General features: G+C 52.6%; 22 protein-coding genes. 20 read left to right on the top strand and 2 right to left on the bottom strand.

Features of this window, described 5'->3' with window-relative positions; genetic code table 11:
• Positions 1–4 precede the first annotated feature (4 nt).
• Positions 5–376, bottom strand: coding sequence for a hypothetical protein (locus HPY52_06370; protein NPV79888.1), 372 nt, complete (start codon positions 374–376; stop codon positions 5–7).
• 112 nt (positions 377–488) lie between these two features.
• Between HPY52_06370 and HPY52_06365 the strand changes: the two genes are divergently transcribed.
• The 10 genes from HPY52_06365 to HPY52_06320 all read left to right on the top strand — a co-directional run bounded on the left by HPY52_06365 (position 489) and on the right by HPY52_06320 (position 10,508).
• Entirely contained in the window at positions 489–863 is a 375-nt protein-coding gene (locus HPY52_06365) for a hypothetical protein (GenBank protein NPV79887.1), read from the top strand.
• 102 nt (positions 864–965) lie between these two features.
• Positions 966–1,469 (top strand): metallophosphoesterase family protein, encoded by a 504-nt coding sequence (locus tag HPY52_06360; GenBank protein NPV79886.1) that lies wholly within the window; start codon positions 966–968, stop codon positions 1,467–1,469.
• Positions 1,470–1,499: 30 nt separating this feature from the next.
• On the top strand, positions 1,500–2,222 hold the full coding sequence (locus HPY52_06355) for an HAD family hydrolase (protein NPV79885.1): 723 nt from the start codon (positions 1,500–1,502) through the stop codon (positions 2,220–2,222).
• 36 nt (positions 2,223–2,258) lie between these two features.
• The gene (locus HPY52_06350; GenBank protein NPV79884.1) at positions 2,259–3,263 is read left to right on the top strand and encodes a diacylglycerol kinase family lipid kinase; all 1,005 of its coding nucleotides are present in this window, start codon (positions 2,259–2,261) and stop codon (positions 3,261–3,263) included.
• On the top strand, positions 3,260–4,603 hold the full coding sequence (gene rimO / locus HPY52_06345; protein NPV79883.1) for a 30S ribosomal protein S12 methylthiotransferase RimO: 1,344 nt from the start codon (positions 3,260–3,262) through the stop codon (positions 4,601–4,603). Before HPY52_06350 ends, rimO begins: the two co-directional genes overlap by 4 nt.
• 154 nt (positions 4,604–4,757) lie before the next feature.
• Positions 4,758–5,420 carry a MotA/TolQ/ExbB proton channel family protein gene (locus tag HPY52_06340; protein ID NPV79882.1) on the top strand — a complete coding sequence of 221 codons (663 nt, stop codon included), beginning with the start codon at positions 4,758–4,760 and terminating at the stop codon, positions 5,418–5,420.
• The gene (locus HPY52_06335; GenBank protein NPV79881.1) at positions 5,380–5,790 is read left to right on the top strand and encodes a biopolymer transporter ExbD; all 411 of its coding nucleotides are present in this window, start codon (positions 5,380–5,382) and stop codon (positions 5,788–5,790) included. The genes HPY52_06340 and HPY52_06335 overlap by 41 nt, the downstream gene beginning before the upstream one ends.
• A gap of 6 nt (positions 5,791–5,796) precedes the next feature.
• Positions 5,797–6,882 (top strand): TonB family protein, encoded by a 1,086-nt coding sequence (locus HPY52_06330; GenBank protein NPV79880.1) that lies wholly within the window; start codon positions 5,797–5,799, stop codon positions 6,880–6,882.
• 19 nt (positions 6,883–6,901) lie between these two features.
• The gene (locus tag HPY52_06325; protein NPV79879.1) at positions 6,902–9,007 is read left to right on the top strand and encodes a cellulosome anchor protein; all 2,106 of its coding nucleotides are present in this window, start codon (positions 6,902–6,904) and stop codon (positions 9,005–9,007) included.
• Between the two features lie 16 nt (positions 9,008–9,023).
• Positions 9,024–10,508, top strand: coding sequence for a hypothetical protein (locus HPY52_06320; GenBank protein ID NPV79878.1), 1,485 nt, complete (start codon positions 9,024–9,026; stop codon positions 10,506–10,508).
• A 191-nt stretch (positions 10,509–10,699) separates the two neighbouring features.
• Here the strand turns inward: HPY52_06320 and HPY52_06315 are convergent, their stop codons facing one another.
• Complete coding sequence (locus HPY52_06315) at positions 10,700–11,326, bottom strand: histidine phosphatase family protein (GenBank protein NPV79877.1); 627 nt, start codon at positions 11,324–11,326, stop codon at positions 10,700–10,702.
• A 147-nt stretch (positions 11,327–11,473) separates the two neighbouring features.
• Here HPY52_06315 and rlmN point away from each other — a divergent pair, with 147 nt between their 5' ends.
• The 10 genes from rlmN (at position 11,474) to HPY52_06265 (ending at position 23,178) form a co-directional block, all read left to right on the top strand.
• Positions 11,474–12,595 carry a 23S rRNA (adenine(2503)-C(2))-methyltransferase RlmN gene (rlmN, locus tag HPY52_06310; protein NPV79876.1) on the top strand — a complete coding sequence of 374 codons (1,122 nt, stop codon included), beginning with the start codon at positions 11,474–11,476 and terminating at the stop codon, positions 12,593–12,595.
• Positions 12,592–13,410: a DUF3662 and FHA domain-containing protein gene (locus HPY52_06305; protein NPV79875.1), complete on the top strand. Its 819-nt coding sequence runs from the start codon at positions 12,592–12,594 to the stop codon at positions 13,408–13,410. The genes rlmN and HPY52_06305 overlap by 4 nt, the downstream gene beginning before the upstream one ends.
• Positions 13,411–13,896, top strand: a complete 486-nt coding sequence (locus tag HPY52_06300; GenBank protein ID NPV79874.1) for an FHA domain-containing protein — start codon at positions 13,411–13,413, stop codon at positions 13,894–13,896.
• A 5-nt stretch (positions 13,897–13,901) separates the two neighbouring features.
• Complete coding sequence (locus tag HPY52_06295; GenBank protein NPV79873.1) at positions 13,902–14,600, top strand: Stp1/IreP family PP2C-type Ser/Thr phosphatase; 699 nt, start codon at positions 13,902–13,904, stop codon at positions 14,598–14,600.
• A 32-nt stretch (positions 14,601–14,632) separates the two neighbouring features.
• Complete coding sequence (locus HPY52_06290) at positions 14,633–17,335, top strand: FtsW/RodA/SpoVE family cell cycle protein (GenBank protein ID NPV79872.1); 2,703 nt, start codon at positions 14,633–14,635, stop codon at positions 17,333–17,335.
• 56 nt (positions 17,336–17,391) lie between these two features.
• The gene (gene pknB / locus HPY52_06285) at positions 17,392–19,329 is read left to right on the top strand and encodes a Stk1 family PASTA domain-containing Ser/Thr kinase (protein NPV79871.1); all 1,938 of its coding nucleotides are present in this window, start codon (positions 17,392–17,394) and stop codon (positions 19,327–19,329) included.
• Positions 19,330–19,344: 15 nt separating this feature from the next.
• Complete coding sequence (gene rsgA, locus HPY52_06280) at positions 19,345–20,259, top strand: ribosome small subunit-dependent GTPase A (GenBank protein NPV79870.1); 915 nt, start codon at positions 19,345–19,347, stop codon at positions 20,257–20,259.
• A complete protein-coding gene (locus tag HPY52_06275) occupies positions 20,210–20,953 on the top strand; it encodes a ribulose-phosphate 3-epimerase (protein NPV79869.1) in 744 nt (247 codons plus the stop codon). The genes rsgA and HPY52_06275 overlap by 50 nt, the downstream gene beginning before the upstream one ends.
• Before the next feature lie 135 nt (positions 20,954–21,088).
• Positions 21,089–21,682, top strand: coding sequence for a hypothetical protein (locus HPY52_06270; protein ID NPV79868.1), 594 nt, complete (start codon positions 21,089–21,091; stop codon positions 21,680–21,682).
• Complete coding sequence (locus HPY52_06265) at positions 21,679–23,178, top strand: AAA family ATPase (protein ID NPV79867.1); 1,500 nt, start codon at positions 21,679–21,681, stop codon at positions 23,176–23,178. Before HPY52_06270 ends, HPY52_06265 begins: the two co-directional genes overlap by 4 nt.
• Positions 23,179–23,210 lie beyond the last annotated feature (32 nt).

Genomic DNA, 23,210 nt, shown 5'->3' with positions numbered 1-23,210 from the left:
CCTATTACCACCCGCCCCTATATCCAAACACGCCCATCATGAGGATGATGAATTTCACCAGATAAAGTCCTGTAAGGGTTCCCAAAAGATAGGGCATCCCCATCTTGAGGGCTAAGTACAAGACGACGCCCATGGCAAAATACCTCGGGAAATATCGCCACCCCATGAATCTAGCGATAGCAGGGGGCGGCATCTGGATCGCTCTTGAGATACTCATGCCCAGGAGCGCGAGATTGAGGACGCTAGCAAGCGCCCCCGCCGATAGTCCTATCGCGAATTGCCATGACCCCGAGATGGTGGCGATGAGCGATCCGAGACCGGCAAGCATGGCAGCTCTTTTCGCGATGAATATCACCGTGGACATGAATTCCATCACTTACTCGCCTCACTCATTCTATTTTTTGACCATATGGGTGACATTATGACAGGAAGTAGCCTGAAAGTGTTGAAATAGAAACTTTTGAACATCCTGCATAGGGGGTAGGAATATGTCCCAGAAGATTGCGGTTATTGCTGGAGAAAATCGCATAATTATAGAGTTGAATGACACAAAAACCGCAAAAGCGGTCGCGCAGGCGGCACCATTTACTGCTACAGCCAATACCTGGGGGGATGAGATTTACTTTAGGATCCCTGTACGGCTGGACCTAGAGAATGGACGTGAGGTGGTTGAGAGAGGGGATGTAGGCTACTGGCCGCCCGGATCTGCAATGTGCCTGTTCTTCGGACCGACACCGGCAAGCCGCGGGAATGAGATACGGCCCGCGAGCGCTGTCAGCGTTTTTGGTAAGATAATCGGGGACCTTGGGGTTCTACGGCAAGTCAAGGATGGAAGCAGGCTTCGGGTGACCCTAGTTGAGTAAGGTGCGCGTCGTTCATGGTTGAGGAGCGATTCGCGATGAAACAGAATGTAAGATAATGGGCATAATAGTTGAAAGCAGTAAGTTTGGGAGGGAATGTAAAAAATGAAGATAGGGGTGCTCTCGGATACTCATATCCCTGTGAGAGCGAAGGAAATTCCCCAAGAAGTGCTCTCGGGATTTGAGGGGGTGGATCTGATTATACATGCCGGAGATTTGACTCAACTAGAGGTGCTTGATCGGCTTGCGACAATCGCTCCGGTGGAGGCAGTATATGGGAACATGGATCCTCCTGAAGTTCGCGAGAAATTGACTCCCACCAAGGAAATAAAGCTGAAAGGCAAGACGATTGCCATTATGCATGGTGATGGGAGCCCTGAGGAGACTATGAGACTGGCGGAAAACAGCTTCCCTGGAGCTGATTGCGTGATCTTTGGCCATACCCATCGCGCGTATACGGGGTACAAGGGCAAGACGTTGCTCCTTAACCCGGGGTCTTGTGTGGAGAGTCCCTGGACTGAAAGGCCGTCTTATGCGATACTCTACCTTGATGATAATGATGCCACTGCTGATATAGAAGCGCGCATCTTTTACCTGAAGAGAGGGTGATCTCTGCTGATCAAGGCGATTCTTTTTGATTTGGACGGGACATTGCTAAATTACGACAGAGATTATTTCCTTGGCAAATACATGGAGCTCCTGGCTATGAGGGTCTCGAGCCTCGTCGAGCCCAGGAGATTCATAAAACAGCTGATCTCCTCCACAGACGCCATGGTGAAAAGCCTGGATCCGGGCAAGACAAATAAGCAAGTCTTCGTCGAGGATTTCTTCCCCAAAATTGGCATTCCCGAAGAGAGTCTTATGCCTATTTTTGATGATTTCTACAAAAATGAATTTCGACAGCTCTCTTCTTATGTCAGGCCGGTGCCCGAAGCCCGCCAGGTGATGGAGGATATCTTTCGCCACGGGCTTGATGTGGTTATTGCCACAAATCCGGTGTTTCCGCTGTCTGCCATACGGGAGCGTCTCAGTTGGGGCGGGCTTGCTGACTTTGATTACAAACTCATAACTTCCTATGAGACGATGCACTTCTGCAAGCCTAATAAGGAATATTATCAGGAGATCCTCGACAAAATCATGAGGTCGCCGGGTGAATGTCTCATGGTGGGAAATGATGCTGAAGAGGATTTGAGCGCCGGAGCCCTCGGAATCAAAACTTACCTTGTTACCGATTGTCTCAGAGGCCGATGCGATGAATCCCATAAGCCTGATCATTCCGGGACCTTCGCTGAACTTGCTTCGTTCATCAAATGTTTATTGACCTCCTCGCCTCCTGGCTTTTTCGCCTCCGCAGCCAGATGAATATAGCCCTTTTGATTCATAATGGAGGTGCGTGAAGTGAAATTTCTGGTCATACTTAACCCGAGAGCAGGCAGAGGGCGGGCAAGGCGGGTAATGCCAGTTGTCCGGAAGACCCTGTCTGATCTCAAGGTCTCTTTTGATCTCAGGCTTACCCGTGGCCCTGGCGATGCCACCAGGCTTGCTTCTGAGGCTGTATCATCTGGCTATGATGTTGTTGTGGCAGCGGGGGGAGACGGCACAGTCAACGAAGTGGCCAATGGCATCATTGGATCTAATGTGATCCTTGGAGTCATTCCTTGTGGGACAGGCAATGATTTCTCCATAGGCCTCGATATCCCGCGCGACCCCGCAAAAGCGTGCCAACTGCTCATGACAGGCCGCATAGCGCACCTGGATGTTGGAAGGGTATTGGATCGATTTTTCGTGAGTTCTGTTGGAGTGGGCTTTGATGCCACAGTTGCGCGGCAGGCCAACCAGAGCATTCCGCTCCTTCGTGGCCCTGTGGTTTATGTCCTTGCATTGCTAAGGGTTCTTTTCACATATAAGGCTCCCCGCATAAAAGTCAAACTTGATCATAAGGAGTTATCCCTGGAATCCCTCCTGGTTGCCGTGACCAATGCCCCTACGTATGGGGGCGGTATGAAGATTACGCCGGATGCCATCATGGATGACGGGATGTTCGAGGTGTGTGTTATAGAAAAGATGAGATCATTGGAGACGCTTTTCGCCCTTCCCAAGGTCTTCACTGGGACCCACGTCAAAGTGCCGAAGGTGAAGATCTATAGGGCCAGCGAGGTCATGATAGAAGCCGATCGTCCGATATATCTCCATATGGACGGAGAGATAGCCTCGACCTCAAGATTTCATTTCCAAATCAAGAAACAAGCCCTTGCGGTGATATCCGGTCCCGGGGCAAGGATTGCGTTTCAAGATGATGCTGCATGGTCCGGGATCGGCTGTGGGGTCACCTTTGATCGCCCGCGCGGGATCGCCTCCACCGCGGCCCGGGCCACCATTCTTGGAAGGATTGGAACCCTTTGAGCGCAGTAAGAATCGGACTCGTCTCCCTCGGATGCGCCAAAAATCTGGTTGATTCAGAGGTAATGCTGGGTATGCTCAAGGAGGCAGGATTTGAGATAGTTCCGGAGGGAGAAGAGGCTGATATCGCTATAGTCAATACTTGCGGGTTCATCTTGCCTGCGAAGGAGGAATCAATCGGCGAGACATTAAAACTCGCGGAGCTCAAAAATGCAGGAAAACTCAAAGCCCTTATAATGACCGGGTGCCTGCCGCAGCGTTATGCCGATGAGCTGGCGAAAGAGATGCCGGAGGTGGACGCTTTCCTAGGGCCGGACCAGATTCCGGCGATAGTCCGCGTCATAAGAGAGATCCTTGAGCAGGGCCGGGTAGAGAAGCCCATCCAGATCCCCGAGCCTCGTTATATTTATGGGCATGAGACACCGCGTCTTTTGTTGACCCCTCCATACACTGCTTACATCAAGATCGCTGAGGGCTGCGATAATCGCTGCTCTTATTGTGTCATTCCCTCCATAAGAGGACGATTTCGTAGCAGGGCCATCGAATCTATTGTAATGGAAGCCCAACGGCTCGTCTCGAATGGAGTCAAAGAATTAGTGCTTGTGGCTCAGGATACTACCCGTTACGGCGAAGACCTATATGGCCGGTGGGCACTGGCGGAGCTTTTGCGGGATCTCGCCTCCATCAATGGTGTGGAATGGGTGAGATTTCTTTATACCTATCCAACTCGCATAACTGATGAGCTCATTTCAGTGGTAGCCAGTGAGCCGAAGGTCTGCAAATATTTTGATGTGCCTTTGCAACATGCGGATGACGGCATTTTGAGGCTCATGGGACGGCGCAATACATGCCGAGATGCCCGTGAACTCATTCAGAGGCTGAGGGAGCAGATTCCAGGGGTATGCATAAGAAGTACCTTCATTGTAGGGTTTCCCGGGGAGATCAAGGAAGCTTTCGACAATCTGCTTCATTTCCTGGAGGACATGAGGTTGGACCGCGTTGGCATTTTTGTCTATTCTGAAGAGGAGGGGAGTCCTGCCGAAAACCTTCCGGGTAAGGTGCCTCAAGATGTAGCGGAAGACAGGTATCACCAGGCCATGCTCCTGCAGCAGAGAATCTCGCGGGAGAGGCTCAGGGAAAGGATCGGAGAGGTGACGAGGGTTCTTATCGAAGGCTTGTCCGAGGAAAGTGAACTTGTGTCTCGCGGGCGCTCCCAGAAAGAGGCTCCTGAAATCGACGGCTCCATATTCATCGGCGATGCGACCCTGGCTCCAGGCACCTTCCGGACAGTGAAGATCATCGACTCAAGTGATTATGACCTCATAGGCGAGGTCATAGATTAGAAAAGTTTACCACTGGCTATTAAGCTTGGTATTTTTGCAGGAACTTGGGACAGGGTGTCGAAGAAAGTCAATGAGGGGGGAGATAGGCCGCTGCCCCATTCGGCTCCGGTTGTCGCCATGCAGGTGGGGGCATGTACCTTTGCGGCATCATGCTATGTATAATATGGTGGATATTTTGATTATGGGTGGACCCATGATGGTCCCGCTGCTTTTATGCTCTATTTTCGCCGTTGCTATCACTCTCGAAAGACTCTACTACTTAATTCGCACAAGATCAGATCCAGATCGTGCCCTGAGGGCAGTGACGATCGCCCTTGAGCATGGAAAGATCGGTGACGCAATAGCGGCAGTCGAGCAGTTCAGGGGCCAGATGGGTGCTCTCATGACCACCGGCTTGATGATGTATGGCAAACCCAGATCAGAAATCGAGGAGCAGCTGCGTTCCGCTGGAGAAAGGGAGATATACTTGATGGAACGCGGGCTGTCGTGGCTTGAAGCCATTGCCGCGGTGGCCCCGCTCTTCGGAATCCTCGGAACTGTCCTTGGCATAATAGATTCATTCAAAGTCCTTTCGACTCAGGCTCATCTACTTGAACCTGCTGCCCTGAGCGCAGGGATCGCAGAAGCTTTGATAACGACAGCGGCCGGTCTCATGATAGCAGCTCCGACCGTCCTTCTTCATACCTGGATCTCCGGGATGATAGATCGACGAGCGAGGGACATGAGCGATTTTGCGTCAGAACTGGTGAATCTCCTGTCAGGTGAGGTGAGGCCTGTTGAGGTTTCAACGAAGCAAGCGCAGGCTGCCGGCCATTAATCTCATACCGTTGATGGATGTCATGACTTTTCTCATCGTCTTCTTCATACTTTTTACCAGTTTCAAGACCGCTCCCACGGGCCTGCAGATCAATCTTCCCAGAGCGGTTACTGCAGCGCCATATAGGGCAGGTCAGATGATAGTCAGCATAGACCGGACCGGGCGTCTATATTTCAATGGCAGGAGGACTACCATTCCCGAGCTTAGGGATCAGATCAAGGAGCATGTTTCACGAGACCCGGGTGAGACAGTCATAATTCGCGCTGACCGCCAGGTATTGTATGAGGATATCATAGCAGTCATGGACACTGCCCGCGACGTTGGAGCTTCTCGTATCGCCCTGGCCGCCGATCGACGGCCTGCGAGGTGATGGAAGATGAGATCTCTGCAGTCAGGATATGGCCGGCGGATGGGTATCTCTACAGCTGTCTCCATAATCCTCCATATATTGGTGATATTCTTGGCGCCGGTCGGATTCAGGGCACCTGTGGATATTTATCCGGTGGAGTATGGGGCGACTGTGGAGGCCATCCTGGCCGAGGCGAGCCCGGAATCTTCTTTGCCGGCGGTTTCAGTCAAAGGTTCGCGGGTAGCTGAAAAATCAGGCTCAAAAGGTTCTACGACTGTTGTAGTGAAAAGGGAGAAGGTTGCCGGACCAGCGGCGCCATCCCAAGAGCCGGTTCCGAAACCTGAATCCAAACAGAAGATGGATCAGGCAGCGGGACAAGAGCCGGTGATGAAACAGGAACCAGAACCAGAGCCAAGCCCGAGGGTTGAAACACAGCGCGAGTCACAGCCTGAACCGAAATTTGAGGGTGAAGGAAGACATAAGGCCGGGCCTGCGCCTGTAGCAGCGAAGGCTCCAGTGGAGCGGCAGGTTTCGGGACAACGTGTTCAGCAGCCTGAGGTGCTGACAAGCCCTGGCGGAGAGGAGACCATAGCGAGCGGCCCTGCTGAGGGTGGAGGGAAGCCTGCCGCCGCATCGGGAGCTGGCGCCGGACAAGGAGGCGCTGGTGTCGGCGCGAAGGGTGGCTCGGCAAACGGCAGCCCGGGCGCGAGTTCTGGGATCGGCAAAGCCGGCGCTAATGGGAACACAACTCCGGGGGCAGGCAATGGCAAAGAAGATGCGGCCGGGAGGGGCCTTGATGTCGCTGATTTCGGCACTGGTGAGGGGCTTGCAATATCCCGCGTCCGTCCAGTCTACCCAAAGGACGCACAAAATGAAGGTGTGGGGGGAGTTGTCGAGGCTCTTGCCGAGATAGATCAAAACGGCAAATTACTGGGGGTCAAGATAGCGAGTTCGTCTGGCGATGCGCGGATTGATACTATAGCACTCAGGACGATGCAGGGAAGCTGGTCTTTCAAGGGGATAGGAGTTCCCTACCGACTCCGGGTCGCATTCAGTTTCGATAAGGAAAAGGTAACAGTTCAATTTGGGGGCATAACCCTCGTCTCGGAATGACTGACGGAGGATTCCGCTTATGCTGGCTGCAAGTATATGTTTAAACTCAGGGGATCTGGCCTGGTTCGATAACCTGCTCACAAAATCGCGGCCCCGGGGAAGGAACTGCAGGGGAGGGCGATCTGGAGCCAAATGGGCCTTGATTATCCTCGTTTTCATATTCATCTTGCTGGATGCCTTTTCTGGTGGCGCCGGCGCTCAGGGCGGGGAACTGGTTTCCCTTTCAAACGACTATGTTCGTGTGTTCGTCAATAATACCGATGATGCCACGTGCAGGTTTGCCCTTGATACAACAGGCGGGGATCCCACAAAATCAGAGGATGACAATAAGCCTTTAATATATGGCAGACCGGTCCCATGGACCTCATTCACCACCATCCGGATCGATGGTAAAGATTATTGTTATGGAGGAGCCACAAAAAAGCGTGCGGGCGAGAAGGGCTTATATGGTGATATGATATCACGGCCCCATATAGTCGACGGCAAGGAAATTGTTAGCATTTGTAGACTGGGCGACAGTAAGGATATCGAGGCGATCCAATCCCTCAGGATAGTCCGGAGCAGCACCACGGGGCTTTTTGATACTGCAGAGATTCGGTATGTAGTGACTAATGAGGGGACAAGTCCCAGGGAGATAGGGGTCCGTATCCTGTTGGATACCATGTTGGGCGCAAATGACGGCGCTCCTTTCCGCGTGAGGGGCGATGCCATAATTTCTGACACGGCATATACAGTCTCGGATATTCCTGAATTTTGGCAGGCCTTTGATTCACTTAGCGCCCCAAGCGTAACAAGCCAGGGAACATTATCTGGCCAAGGAGCCACGCCTCCTGACAGAGTCTATCTATCTAATTGGGGGAGCCTTGCCGATGGGGTCTGGGATTTCGACTTTTCTCCCGGACGGGAATTCATCAGGAAAGGAGAATATGAACCGGATAGTGCCATAGCTCTATTCTGGGATCCGAAACCTCTTGCGCCCGGAGAGTCACGTGAATATGTCACTCTCTATGGCCTTGGCGGGATAAGTATATCGCCAGGGGATCTCTCTCTTGGGGTAAGTTCCCCTGCAGAGGTGGCTGTGGGCAAAGATCAGCCCAAAACATTCCCTGTTGTATGTTATGTGGAAAATTCAGGGAAGGGTGATGCCATTGGCACACGAGTCAGCATAACTCTACCAGAGGGACTCAGCTTGAAATCCGGACAATCCCCGGTCCGCGACCTAGGGATTCTCAAGGTGGGAGAATTGTCTCAGGTAGTCTGGGATGTGGTCCCGAAAGGAAGGCCGGGAGAGACTCTTTCGTATTCTGTCAGGGTAGAGGCCGAAAATGCTGAACCGAACCAGGTTACGAGAGAGGTGCGCATTCTTGAGGCCCCGAAATTCCAGGTCACCTTGAGCGGCCCCAGAGAACTATCGATTGTCGATCAGCGGCTTTCCCCTGATCCATTCAAGATTTACGCTACCATCAAGAATGTGGGCGGGTCTACAGCATATGGGGTCCAGGCGAGGATGTCCTGGGGGGCACTCCTGGGTCCGGCTCCCCATGAGAAAGCCTCAAGGTTCCTTGGGCCATTGGACCCCCAGCAGTCCTACAAGGTAGTGTGGCAGCTTGAACCCAGAGATTCTGGTTCTTTTGCTGAGTGCGGGGTAAAGGTGGAGGCGTACAATACAGAAGGAGTCTTCATGGATTACAGGATAGCAGTGCCACGGCTCGAGCCCAGGATCGAAGTGATGCCGCCCGAGAATCCTGTCAAGGCAGGCAGTTTCTTCCCTGTCTACATACGGATCACTAATGTGAAGAACTTCCTCAAGGGGACGCTTGATATAGCCTATGACCCGGATATCCTGCAGATGATCAGCGTGTCCAGGGGCACGGTATTCGTCGAGGGTGACAAACTCTCTGAGTGGAGAGGCGGGACCATATCTGAAGTCCCCGGGCAGGTGCATGCAATTGGGGGGCGTCTCTCTGCGCCGGCAGACGTCTTCGGAACCTTTGCATGTATCAATTTCCTTGCCAGGACAGTGGGTAAGGCCACCATTACCATCAGCAATGCGCGCATACTGAATGCTGACGGGCGTGAAGTGCCTGTGCGAGCCATAAATGGAGTCGTGATGGTATCAAAATGAAGGGAGGAGTGTTTTTGTGGGAGCATTTACAAGGCATAAGCACATATTCATGTGGTTGATCATTTCGCTGACAATATTTCTAGCAGGATCTATGGCCATGGCTGAACAAATCAAGGATGTCCCGCCAGATCATTGGGCATATTCAAGCGTCAAGCTACTGGTGGACAAAGGGTACATATCTTTATATCAGGATGGGACATTCCAGGGGAACAAGCCAGTGGACCGCTATACCCTGGCCGTAGTAATCGCGCGGATGTTAAATGAGATTGCCAGCGGCAAGGTTGCCGCGTCCACCGGCGATGTCCAGCTTCTAAGGCAGCTTTCATCTGAATTTCGTCAGGAACTTGTATCAATGGGGACTCAGCTTGAAAATATGGATAAACAGATTGAGTCCCAGAACAAAGTACTGAGTGTCATGAAGGAGGATGTCCTGAAGGCTACCTATGATGCGCAAGAGGCACAGAAGCAAGCTCAAAAGATAGTCAAAGATCTGCAGGCTTTGAGGGAAGAGTTGAAGGCCACAAAGACCGGTGCAGAGGAGAGGATAGCCGCTCTGGAAAGCAAGATGGCCGCTGCAGATGTTTCTCATGAGGATCAACTGAGGGCTTTGGCGGCAAAGTCCGCTGAGTTGTCCCGGGGCCAGGCTGATCTTTCCAGCCGGGTGGATAAGCTTTCAGAACAGACAGGCCAGCTAGATGATGGCTTGAACAGTCTGACTGGGCGCGTCGATGCCTTGGAGTCTAAATCCACTGAGACGCAGGCAAGAGTAGATAATCTCCAGGGCGCTGTAGTCAGCCTGGATAAGGAGTCGAAGGCTCTGGCGAGCCGGGCTGATCAAACGGAGGAAACCGCGAAGGAGTTGGCGAACCGGGCCAATCAGGCAGAGACCGCCATAAGGGATCTTACGACGAAGGTCGATGAGCTTTCTGGACGCGCAGACGCTCTCTCATCCCAGATAGACGATATCAGGACAAAGCAGGATGACATCAAGGCAAAACAAGATGCTCATGGCACGCAGCTTGCCGACCTCTCCGCCAAGCTTGAGTCTACCGCTCAAGATCTCAAGGCCGTCACCCAGGATCTAGCCAATGCCAAACAGGACCTTTCCGGGGTGTCCGGTCGAGTCGATGCGCTGGAAAAGGGCCTTTCCGACACAGCTAGCGAGTCTCGCGCTCTAGGCGAAAGATTAGATAAAGAGCTAGCCAGCGCAAATGAGAGCATCACTCAGCTGAGCCAAAAGATTGCAGACTTGAATAGCAGGATGGATGCAATCGGAAACCAAGTTGCTGGATTTGAGAAGAGCCTGCAAGATGTTATAGCGAATGAACGCGCTGCCAGGATCTCTGCCGATGGTGCCATAGACGCCAAGCTTGGGCAGCTTTCCTCGGATTTTGAGACATACAAGGCCGGCGTAGCTAAAGATATCCAAGGGCTTCGCAAAGAAAATGGACTCCTCAAAATCCTCCTAGCGGTGGTAGCGCTTCTAGGCATCGCGCTTTAGGATGGCATTGATCCGTGGTCGGCAGATCCGGGGTTAAGATACTCCGATCGGCGGCATTGATCCGAGGCCATATAACCTGAGGGCCGAGGATCACTGAGCAGCCTCGCAGCAAGGCTGCGTCCGCCGGGAGGAGTATCCATACCCCGGTCATGCTGCGTCCGGCGGAAGGGATACCGTCGCACCCCGGCAAGTCACCGCTCTGAAGCGATCAGTTCCTTGCATCCATTCGCGTTGAGGAGCTCCAGGCGAGGGTTGCCATCAGTGATGGATATCATACTTATGCTGGCATTTCCCAGGTAGATGATCTTCCTCAGATCAAGACTAAGGCCCAGGAGGCTCAGGATGATCACTTTGAGGGGGCCGGAATGGCTCACCACGAGGATCCGACTACCCTGATGCGCCTGAATGATCTTGTGTATGAATGGCATCACTCGTGCCTGGACCATGGTATACGATTCGCCTCCGGGGAAGGGAACGTCGGTGCTATCCGAAAGCCATCGCTTGAAAGCTTCCGGATCCCTGGCCACGATTTCTTCTCGCGTCAGTCCCGCCCAGGCTCCCACATTTATCTCCCTCAATTCGGGGGAATAGAAAACGTTCAGTCGCTGGACTTCAGCTATAGCACGCGCAGTATCACTGGCTCTCGCAAGGTCACTAGCATAGATCGCATCAAATCTGGCATGCGCCAGATGAAGAGCCAGTTGCTTCGCTTGCTCCTTGCCCTTCTGGGAGAGCTCGATGTCCAGGTGTCCCTGATATCTGTTAGACTTATTCCATTCTGTTTCCGCATGTCTTACTAAAAAAAGGGATGTCCTCATTGATTCTTCTCTCCCTTCTCCAGAAAGGTTCTTTGCATTGTACATTATTCCTCCTTGGGCGAGATTTAGGGTATAATTCATATGTATGAATCGAATGGCATAAGCCATCCTGTGCCCGAGGGAGCAGGCTTGCGAGAGGGGACAAGAATGCAACAGGATTTTGATCTCAGGTCGGTGGATTTTATGGGGCTCTTCCCGGGTGAGCTAGAAGATCTCTTTGACCGGCTGGGGTTGCCACGTTATAGAGGACGTCAGGTCTTCAGGTGGATCCACAGAAACCATGAGACTTCATTTTACTCGATGACCGATCTGCCCCTGGACCTCAGAGAGGAGCTTTCGAGTCTGGTCGATGTTCGACCCGCACGTGTGCTAGCAAAGCAGGAATCTAGGGACGGTACGGTTAAGTACCTTGTTGGCTTTGATGATGGGAATGCGGTGGAAGCCGCTCGAATGAAATATGAGTATGGCATCACGGCATGTATCTCTAGTCAGATTGGGTGCAAGATGGCCTGTAGAATGTGTGCCAGCGGGATGTCCGGTTTTGTGAGAAACCTCCGTGCTGGAGAGATGGTGGATCTTATGGGTATCATAGACAAAGATGTACGAGAAATCGGAGGCCGGGTTCGCAATATCGTGATGATGGGTTCGGGTGAGCCCTTGGATAATTACGATAATGTCTTGAGGTTTTTGAAGCTCATGAACGAGCCGATGGGATTAGACATTGGTTTCAGGCGCATGACCATATCTACTTGCGGAATCGTGCCGGGGATCAATAAACTGGCCAGAGAGGGACTCCCGATTACCCTTTCAGTATCGCTCCATGCTCCATCTGATGATATTCGTGATGAGATAATGCCTATAAACAGGCGATATCCAATAGCGCTGCTCCTTGAAGCGTGTAAGGAATACATAGCCGCATCCGGGAGGCGGGTGACTTTCGAATACTCCCTCATGAGAGGGCTAAATGATGGCCTAAACCACGCGCGTGAACTCGCCGCGCTTTTATCTGGTATGCTGTGCCATGTGAATCTTATACCTGTGAATCCGGTAAATGGAGGGGAACCTGAAAGGTCCAGTCCCGAACGAATCAGGGCATTTGCCCAGGTGTTGAGAGCCAGCGGAATCAATGTCACGGTCAGACGCGCCCTTGGAGAGGACATCGATGCTGCATGCGGGCAGCTACGGCGTAGATTTTATTCCGTAGATGCCGGTGAACATGCCGGTGTCTCGTATGGGAGCCATAATATGCCGGGGAAGGAATTGCAATGAGTGGTTTCTTCAAGAAAATAGAACGAGGCATTGAGGAAGCCATGAGGAAGCTCTTCTACAGCGGGGATCGTTATAGCACACATCCTATCGAGATTGCGCGGCACATAATGAGAGCTATGGAAGATGAAAAACGGGTCAGTGTATCAAGGATATATGTTCCAAATTGCTACAAGGTGATGATGCACCCTCACAGTGTCGAGAAAATCAGACCCCTTGAGCGCACTGTCTCGCGTGAGCTTTGCTCGTACATCGAAATGCAGGCAAAAAGGCGAGGCTATTCATTTGTGGGGCCCCGGGAGATTTCCTTTATTGAGGAAAGCTCCCTGAAGGCCGGTGAGATAAAGGTAGAGCCTGCGTATGTGGAAGATGCAACTCTCCTCGAGATCGGGGCGTATCCAGATGGGGGGCCCGTGGATGCAGATGGAGCTACATCCAGGTCGGGAGAGATCACAAAGGAATTCAACCGTGTGCCACCCGCACAGCCCGGGCAGGCAATAAGGGAAGATAGTCCCTACTTGATTATAATGTCTGGCGAACTCTCAGGCAGCCAGTATCCGCTCAGCGAAGATCGAGTCAGCCTGGGACGTTCTAGATCCAATGACATAGTCATACCTGACCCTGGCGTCTCGCGGGAACACGCGGAAATCCTGCATAGACAAGGGGCTTTCATCTTGCGGGACCTCAACAGCATGAATGGCACATTTGTCAATGAACGACGAGTGGGCGAGCATGTTCTAAGCCCGGGGGATTCCATCAAACTCGGCGGGGTCTTGCTTGAATTCAGGAATGGAGTTGGGCGCCAGGAGGGATCATGAATGCTAGCCCTTCTGATGGTAGCGTGGCGCTTCCTCTTGATTGCCGTAATATACGCATTTTTGTGGCGGCTCGCCCGCGAGGTGATGGCTGGCGTGACGGGAACGTCAGTCCATTTCCATTCAGAGAATGCTTCCGATCACATACGAACATGGCGCGGAGCCGGCAGGGAGGGGATAGCCGGGGAGGAATCCGGGCCCAGGATCGTTGTAATAAGCACCTCTGGAGATCCTCCAGCCGGCGCAACGTTTTTCTTGGCAGACAGGATGGTCATAGGTAGGGCGCCGGACTGTGACATAGTAATCAAAGATATTTTCGCGTCATGGCGGCATGCCATTCTTTACCGAAAAGGTAGGAAATTCTTCATAGAGGATAATGGCAGCAAGAATGGCACGCTGGTCAATGGTCGCAGACTCAGGCGCAGAACCATTCTCAAACCAGGCGATCAATTGCTGATAGGGGATACAATGCTTGAACTCAAGGAGTGAGTGCCATGAAACTGGGCGTGCGCTCCGACATAGGCCGGGTAAGGGAAGTAAATGAAGATTCATATTTTGTAAGTGAATCCTTGCTGGTGGTCGCTGATGGCATGGGGGGGCATCAGGCTGGGGAGGTGGCAAGCCAGATAGCTTGCCAGACGATGAAAGACAGGCTGCCAGTCTGGTCTGGTGATCCGGAAGGATGGCTGAATGAGGCCATTCATTATGCAAATGCTAAAGTTTATGAGCTATCTCTCAGTAACCCTCAAAGGCGGGGAATGGGAACCACTCTCACAGCAGCTGCGCTGACGGACGGTTACATTTACTTGGGACATGTGGGTGATAGCCGCGCCTACATTGAATCTCATGGGGTTTTGAAGAGGGTCACAGATGATCACTCAATCGTCGCGGAGCTTGTGAGGAGCGGAAGCCTTACAGAAGAGGAGGCAAGATTTCATCCTCATCGTAATATCATTACAAAGGCCCTTGGGGTGGAGCCCGTCTTGATCCCGGACCTCTTAAAAGTGGAAATCGGGAAAGATGATCGAGTAATTCTCTGCACCGATGGGCTTACGGGCATGGTCTCTGACGGAGAAATCCTGGGCGCTCTGAAGAGAATCGAGGATCCACAAGAACTTGCGGATTTTCTCGTAGATCTCGCCAATGAAAGGGGAGGCCATGATAATATCACGGTAGTTATAGCCCGAGTTTGAACCGCATATGCGATGGCGCGGGGGTCTTGAAGTTGGGTCTATGGTCTAATGGGAAGGTTGCCGGATGGAATCTGGCAGGACTGTGCATACTCCCCGGAACAATAGGTTTTATCTGCGTAAAGATAGCCCAGGGGGCCACGGGGGATGGCTGGCACTGGACAATACCGGTCATATTTGCCTTGGCATCCCTTATAGCCCTTAGCATCGAGGAAAAGGTGCTCAAGGTAAGGGATAAGGCGCTGCTGCCTATCGCCATATTTCTCTGTGGTATCAGCTTATTTGAGATATATCGATTGAGGCCGGATCTCATATGGCGTCAATTATCATGGATATCCCTCGGTCTGGCCGTATTCTTCATCGTTGCCAGCGTGGCAAGAGACTATACGTGGCTGCAGCAATACCGGTATGTCATAGGAGTGGCTGCTTGCATTCTCTTGGCGCTTGGCCCTCTTTTCGGACGCGAAATAGGAGGCGCTAAGTCCTGGGTCCAGCTCTTCGGGGTGAGCCTTGAGCCATCGGAACCTGCCAAACCCCTGATGGTAATATTCTTAGCCGGGTATCTGACAGAGGCGCGAAGGCTTTTATCTGCGCCTACTCGCCGGATAATGGGGGTTCTCGTGCCAGAGATTGGGTATGTGGGACCCATGTTTCTCATATGGGGAATCTCCCTTTTGCTCCTTATGTTCCAACGCGACCTCGGCACGGCCCTGTTGCTATTCGCTGTCTATCTTTCGATGCTCTACCTTGCCAGCGGCAGATCATCTTATTTGGCGCTGGGCCTGTTTTTGATAGCCTGTGGAGGAGTTTTGAGCTATCTCCTCTTTGGGCACGTGCGAAACCGTGTTCTCGTCTGGCTGAATCCCTGGAGAGACCCCAAGGGAGCCGGTTACCAGATGATTCAATCACTCTATGCTATCGCTGCCGGAGGCATCACAGGAGTTGGACCAGGAGCGGGACTGCCCCGTGCCATACCGGCAGTGGAGACGGACTTCATATTCTCTGCGCTGCTAGAGGAGTTTGGCATCATCGTGGGAGCTCCGGTATTAATGGCATACTTCTATCTTGCAGCCGAAGGAATTGGCCGGGCGATGAACTCCTCTGACGAATTTGGGGCCCTTTTGGCCGGGGGGATAAGCGTCTTATTTTCCCTGCAGACACTCATCATATTGGGCGGGGTTTTCAGGATCATTCCTATGACAGGAGTTACGACTCCCTTCATCAGCTATGGCGGAAGCTCCATGGTAACATGCTTCGGGGCGCTGGGAATCTTGGCGAGGATTGGGGGCGTGGGTAGCGGGGCAGTTGAACAAGCTGGATACGACCGTCCCGGGATACAAGAGGCATGCCGGAGGTTTTTGGGTTTCACTGCAGGTGGACTTGCCATAGTCGCTGTCGTGATGGCCTATTATGCTGGCGCAGGTTTCCGCTATCTAGCCGCGGATCCACAGAACCCTAGAATGGCGCGCGCGGAAGAAAGGATCATAAGGGGTTCGATCCTTGCGCGCCGGGGGGAGATCCTTGCGTTTTCAGAGGTCATAGGAGATAAACCTATCAGGAGATATACCGTGCCCGAGTCTCTTGCGCAGGTCATTGGATATAGTCATTCGAGGTATGGGAAAAGCGGCATAGAGGCCGCATATAACAAGGAGCTTCTCGGCCTGGATGATTTTCTGATCCAGCCGCCGCATCGAGGAAAAGATGTTCTTCTCACCATCGACCTCGGTCTCCAAAAATTAGGTGAGAGACTGCTCCGGGGCAGGCCAGGCGCAATAGTGGCCATTTTTCCAGCCACAGGGGATATACTTGCTTGTGTGAGCGAGCCTGGTTTTGATCCATGCAGGCTTGATGAAACCTGGAATGAGCTCGCGAGCGACCCAAGGAGGGCCTTGCTGAATAGGGCTACTCAAGGGCTCTATCCACCTGGTTCAGCTTTAAAGCCCATTATCGCGATAGCAGCTCTTGATGCAGGCAAGATCAGGGCTGATGATACCTTTGAATGTAACGGAAGCATCATGATTGACGGGCAGGTCATATCTTGCCCTGGTCCCGGCGGGAACGGCAAGGGGCATGGAAAGGTAACCCTGGATATGGCCCTGGCCCGCTCATGCAATGTCGCGTTTGTAGAGATCGCCGAGATATGCGGTGAGGCAACGCTCAAAGAGGCCATGAAAGCATGGGGTTTCCATATGAAGCCAACTCTAGAAATACCGGCATCAGCTCCCAGGTTCCCTTTGGAGAAGGCCATGTCCAGGAGTCTCATAGCCGAGAGCGGCATAGGGCAGGGAGAGACACTGGTGACCCCACTGTTTATGGCTCAGGTGGCCGCGGCTATCTCAATGGGTGGGATGATGCCAGAACCTAGAATAATCATGGATATAGTGCCACACGGACGCCGGCCTGGTTCGGCTGCGAAGATTGGGCCTCATTTCAGGCGGGTATCTTCCATTACCGCTACCGGGGTGATTCGTGATATGATGGTTGATGTGGTTTCGAAAGGTACAGGGAGGCTAGCCGCGATTCCAGGTATCGAGGTGGCTGGCAAAACCGGAACGGCACAGAATCCAGCAGGTCCGCCCCATGCCTGGTTCATCGGTTTTGCGCCTGCCCGTGACCCACAGATTGCGGTGTCCGTTGTGGTGGAGAATGGGGGCTCAGGTGGGCTCGTGGCAGCCCCAATAGCTAGAGAATTGATGAAATACTGGCTTGAGCAGGTTGGCATCCTAGAAAAGTCATAGACCCCCACGCATGAAGATACAAGGACCCCTGCGTGGCATAAGGATGGTGACTGGATGTGGTTGGTCAGATCTTAGGAGGGAGATATACAATATTAGAGAAACTCGGCGAAGGAGGTATGGCCGAGGTTTATAAAGCTAGGTGTTCGGTTCTCAATCGCATTGTCGCACTCAAGATATTAAGGCCGCAATTTGCTTGTGACGAAGAGTTTGTGGAACGTTTTCGGCGTGAGGGCAGGGCGGCTGCAAGCCTGTCCCATCCAAATGTGGTCAATATCTATGACGTTGGACGGGATGGGGATAAGCATTATATTGTGATGGAATATGTGAAGGGCGCCACCTTGAAAGAGATCATAAAGCGGGAGGGATGCATCCCTCCCGGTTATGCCGCCTGGATTGCCCGGGAGATCTGTCATGCGCTGGAACATGCCCATAGAAACAATATCGTTCATCGTGATGTCAAACCCCATAACATCCTTGTAACTCAGGATGGCATGGTCAAGGTCGCTGACTTCGGCATAGCGCATGCTGCAAGCACCAACACGATTACGGAAACGGGCACTGTAATAGGGACAGTAAGCTACTTTTCTCCCGAGCAGGCTAGGGGGGGACAAGTTTCACCACAATCAGACATCTATTCCCTCGGGATCGTCCTCTATGAAATGCTTTGCGGGCGTGTGCCCTTCCGGGGAGATAGCCCTATTGCAGTGGCTATTCAGCATATCCAGGAAAAGCCTGTCCCACCCCGTACCTTGAACCCTGATGTCCCTGAAGGGTTGGAACGAGTGGTGATGCGGGCGTTGGAGAAGGATCCATCCAAGAGATTCAAGACAGCTGAGGATATGGCACGAGCCCTTGATCCATTTGCCACTCCTCCTGATATTGCTTCGATAGATGATGAAGCCCCGACAGCTATCATGACAGGAGAAGACCTGCGCAGGTGGCGGGAAAGTCTGGAGTCCGGAAGCACGGCCGTCAAGAGACCTGATCAGGTGGCCAGGCCAAGGAGACGTGGCGGCCTTGCTGTTGCTGTGGTCACCTTCTTTCTTATCCTGGTCTCAGGGACTGTTTTTGGACTTCTCAAGCTTCCTTCCATACTATATGTCCCCGAGACTGAAGTGCCGGATATAACCGGCAAGAATCTGGATGAGGCAAGGCTCTTATTGCCGCAGAGTCAACTCGCGCTCGAAGTGGCCGATACCAGGTATGATGATAAAGTCGAGGTTAACCATATCATTTCCCAGAGCCCGAAGGCTGGGACAAAGGTAAAGATCAATACCAAGGTGAGGGTGATCGTAAGTCAAGGTAAAGAGATGGTCTCTGTCCCTGATCTGGTTGGTCTCACTGTGCGTGAAGCCCAGCTGGCCCTAGAAAGGGCGGGGTTAGCTATGGGAACGAAAACCGAGGATTATAGCCCTGATATGCAGGCGGGCGCTATCATTGGGCAGGTGCCGGATCCTGGTCAGCGTTTGGAAAGGGGGTTGCCCGTCGATATAGTGATAAGTAAAGGGCCGATGCCCCCCGGCGTCCAGGTGCCTAATGTCGTGGGGATGAATATAGATTCGGCCAAAAAGGCTATCGAGGCTGCGGGACTCGTGGTAGGCTCTGAGTTGAGCAAGGCGGACGCAGGAAGGCCGGACGGTGAGGTAGTGCAGCAATACCCTGAGTCAGGAAGCATGGTCCAGCCGCAGAGCAGTGTAGATCTTGTTGTCTCAAGGCCTCAGGGGACGACACCAGGGTTTGCGACCCAAGGACGGGATGCGGCCACCACCCCGACAGTGACCTGGGTAACAGTTACGGTTCCCCAGGGAAAATCCTCGCAAGAGGTAGTGATAAAGGTAGATGATTTCTACGGGGAACGCGAGGTTTTCAGATCCTTTGCGTCGCCTGGCGAACGAGTTGAGCAGCATGTAGTAGGATATGGTGACAACATCCACGTCAAGGTATTCATTGATGGCGTATTATTCAAGGATGAGGAAATCCACCCGCAGGGGTGATCAGGCAGGGCTTGTATGTTTGAAGGTATCGTAATCAAGGCTACATCAGGATACTATACAGTCCAGTCCGAATCTGGCCAATTTGTATGCTCATTGCGGGGCCGATTGCGCAAAGATGATACCATCGTGACGGTCGGAGATCGTGTTCAAGGGGAAGAGGTAAGGCCTGGCGTCGGCGTGATCGAGACGGTCCTCCCAAGAAAGTCTGAGCTCATCCGTCCAAGGGTAGCCAATGTAGACCAGGCGGTTATAGTCTGTGCCCTGACCCAGCCCGAACCCGATTTGAACCTTCTGGACCGGCTTTTGGTGGTGGTCGGTAGGGAAGGGGTCGGGGCGATTCTTTGTTTCAACAAGGCTGATCTTGTATCTGAGTATATGGGCCGGAAGATAGCCCGCCCATATCGAAAGGCTGGTTATACCGCTCTGGTGACCAGTGCCATGACGGGAAAAGGGGTTAAGAGATTAAGATCTTTTCTTAAGGGTAAGATTTCGGTCTTTGCGGGTCCTTCCGGGGTCGGGAAGTCTGCGCTGGCGAATGCCATAGAACCAGGCCTCACCCTCGAGACTGGTGAGATCAGCGAAAAGCTGGGAAGAGGCCGGCATACCACAAGACACGCTCAGCTGCTTGCTCTTCAGGCGGGGGGCTTTTTAGTGGATACCCCGGGGTTCAGCAAGCTCTCTCTTGACGGAATCGAAAAAGAGGAACTGAGGTTCTACTTTCCGGAATTTCTAAGATATGAAGGGCTTTGTAGATTTCTGGGGTGCCTGCATTACCGGGAACCCGATTGCGCGGTGAGGGCGGCGCTGCAATCCGGGGAGATAGCCCGTTCACGATACGACCATTATATCCAGTTCCTCGAGGAGATCTCTGCGATCGGATATGAAAAGAAGTATGACAAAGGAAAGGGGGGCCGCAACGTTCTTGAATGACAGGATCTTTACTTCCAACCATGTCAAGATTGCTCCTTCCATCTTGTCGGCCAATTTCGCGATGCTGGCTTCGGAAATCGAGAAGGTCTCATCAGCTGATATGATACATGTGGATGTCATGGATGGGCGATTTGTGCCCAATATCACCATAGGGCCGCCAGTGGTCGCTTCCTTGAGGCGCGTGATCCCTAAACCCATGGTTATGGATGTTCATCTTATGATCGAACAACCAGAAAATTACATAGAGGCCTTTGCTGAGGCGGGAAGCGATATCCTCACTGTCCACGCTGAGGCCACTGATCATCTCTATCGTTTGCTAGAGGGCATCAAGCAGAAAGGCATGAAAGCAGGTGTCGCGCTGAATCCGGCTACGCCGGCGTGTGCTATTCAACATGTTCTCGACCTGGTGGACGTCGTGCTTGTTATGACGGTGGAACCTGGATTTGGCGGTCAGAGATTCATTGAATCCATGGTGCCCAAGATTTGTGATGTAAAGAAAATGCTCGCGCGCGTGGGATCGCCTGCTTTGATAGAAGTAGATGGTGGGATCGCGATGGGAACCGCGCCTGCCGTGGTAAAGGCCGGGGCCAGGATATTGGTTGCCGGCACATCCGTTTTTGGGGCTGCTGATCCCCGCAAAGCAGTAGAGGAACTTCGGCAAGCGGGTGAGAGAGCCCTTTCCATCATATTATAGACTAATGGGATCCCCTACACTATCTGGAGTGTTTTGGATCGGTCAGGCCCCTCGCGTATCGGGGGGCCTTATGTTATAATTTTACTGTAAAAAGTGCCCTTTAGCTGGGCAAATGTTCTCGTCGGGGTGTACGCCGTGAGGAAGATCAAAGGACTCGACATTTCAATAATCGTGCTGGCCTTCGCCTTGACCTTCACGCTGCTGGTGGCGGCGTCTAATCTCAATTATATGGTCAAGGTGGATCGCCCCTTACGTGGTTTCCTGGAGGCGAATCCACACGTGGCAGATTACAAGATCTCTGAGACCGGAGGGAAGATCGATATAAGTGTCAAGCTCAAGGAGGGCGAAGACCTTGGCGCGGCTTACAGGGATCTGATGGATGGGCTTCAAGCGATTTCTGGTGGAAGGTCTGTAGAGCTTTCAATCGCAGACAATCGCGACGCTTTGCTTATGAATGTATACCATGAGATGCATTTCGCGATAGAAGAAGCCATCATGCAGGGCGATTTCACCATGATGAACGCCAGGCTTACAGCCACGGCTGAACGTCATGGGATCCAGAAATTCGGTGTATCTGTTGATAGAGACAACGTGTATGTTCAGCTTGAAAAGGACGGACATCATCTTTACCAGGTGGTGCCTCGATATTCGTACCTGGCGCCAGCGCGCCAGTCGGGCCCTCCGGTGGGCGCCTCCCCCGGGCAAAAGGGAGGTTCTAGCCTTTGGTGAAAAGATATGGTCGTGAAATAGGCATAGGTTGCGCTCTCGGGTTGTTGGCATTTCTAGCCTGGGGCGGGATCAACATCGTTCCATTGCTGGTATTGGCCGGAGCAGCGGTCTTGCTTTTGCACATGCAGCTCGGAGGAGCTATAGGGAAGAGGTTCAAGGTAGTGAATTCAGGAGATGAAATGAAGGACTGCCCTCTGGTTTCATTTGATGATATCGGCGGGCAGGAGGTTGCAAAAAGGGAGCTGCTAGAAGCGCTGGAGTTTGTAAGGAATATAGACAAGGTGAAGCATCTGGGGATACGGCCCCTCAAGGGGATCCTTCTTACAGGACCCCCGGGCACGGGCAAAACCCTCCTTGCCAAGGCTGCCGCGGGTTTCATGGGTTCCGTATTCATTTCTGCCTCGGGCTCCGAATTCATTGAGATGTACGCAGGAGTTGGGGCCCAAAGAGTCCGGCAGCTCTTCGCCAAGGCGAGATCTATGGCCGAGGCGAAACACAAGACCAGCGCGGTCATATTCATAGATGAAATAGAGATCCTTGGCGGGAAGCGTGGTCAGCATAGCAGCCACCTCGAGTATGATCAGACGTTGAATCAACTCCTGGTGGAGATGGATGGGCTTACCATTGATGACAGGGTAAGGATACTCGTCATTGGCGCCACGAATCGGGTCGATCTGCTTGACCCTGCTTTACTTCGCCCCGGTCGATTCGATAGGGTAGTGAAAGCGGATCTTCCAGATAAAGACGGCAGGCTTTCCATATTGAATATTCATACCAGGGGTAAACCCCTTGCGGCGGATGTGAATCTGGAGGATATCGCCCGTGAAACCTTTGGGTTTTCTGGGGCTCACCTTGAAAGCCTTACAAACGAGGCTGCGATTCTAGCTATGCGTCAAGGCAAGGATGAGATCGGCAGGGAGGAGTTCAAGGAGGCCCTTGAAAAGGTCATGCTGGGAGAGAAACTCGACCGGCGTCCAGCGCAGGCGGAGTTGGAGCGCGTTAGCTACCATGAAATAGGCCATGCAGTAGTGAGCGAAACCCTGCAGGCAGGTTCTGTGAAATCAGTCACTGTAACACCCAGGGGAAACGCGATGGGCTATATGCGTCAAGCGCAGCAGGACGATAGATACCTTTACACCAAATGTGAGCTTGAGAATCAAATCGTCATAGCTCTCGCAGGCGCCGTATGTGAGGAAATAGCCTTTGGGGAGAGAAGCACTGGGGCAAAAGGCGACTATGAACATGCCCTAAATATAGCAAAGGAGATCATATCGGCAGGAATGTCCCCTCTGGGAATCGTCGGTTTCAAGGATGTCCCTCAGAAGCTGCAGCACGAGGTAGTAAGTGAGATGATCGCAGACCTCGACCAGAGGGCGAAACAGATCCTGATAAGATCGTGGCCTGCAGTCGAGAGACTCGCGCATCAGCTGCTAGAAAGTGAGAGACTTGAAGGCGATGATGTGAGAGCGGAACTTGCCTCTATAAGCAGTTGTTGAAGACTGCGGCATGCAGGATACCGCTTTGAAAT

It is taken from the genome of Bacillota bacterium (assembly GCA_013178415.1).
In the GTDB taxonomy this organism is placed as follows: domain Bacteria; phylum Bacillota; class SHA-98; order Ch115; family Ch115; genus Ch115.
Note: the sequence above shows the minus strand (reverse complement) of the source record. Positions and strands in the feature narration are given on the sequence as shown.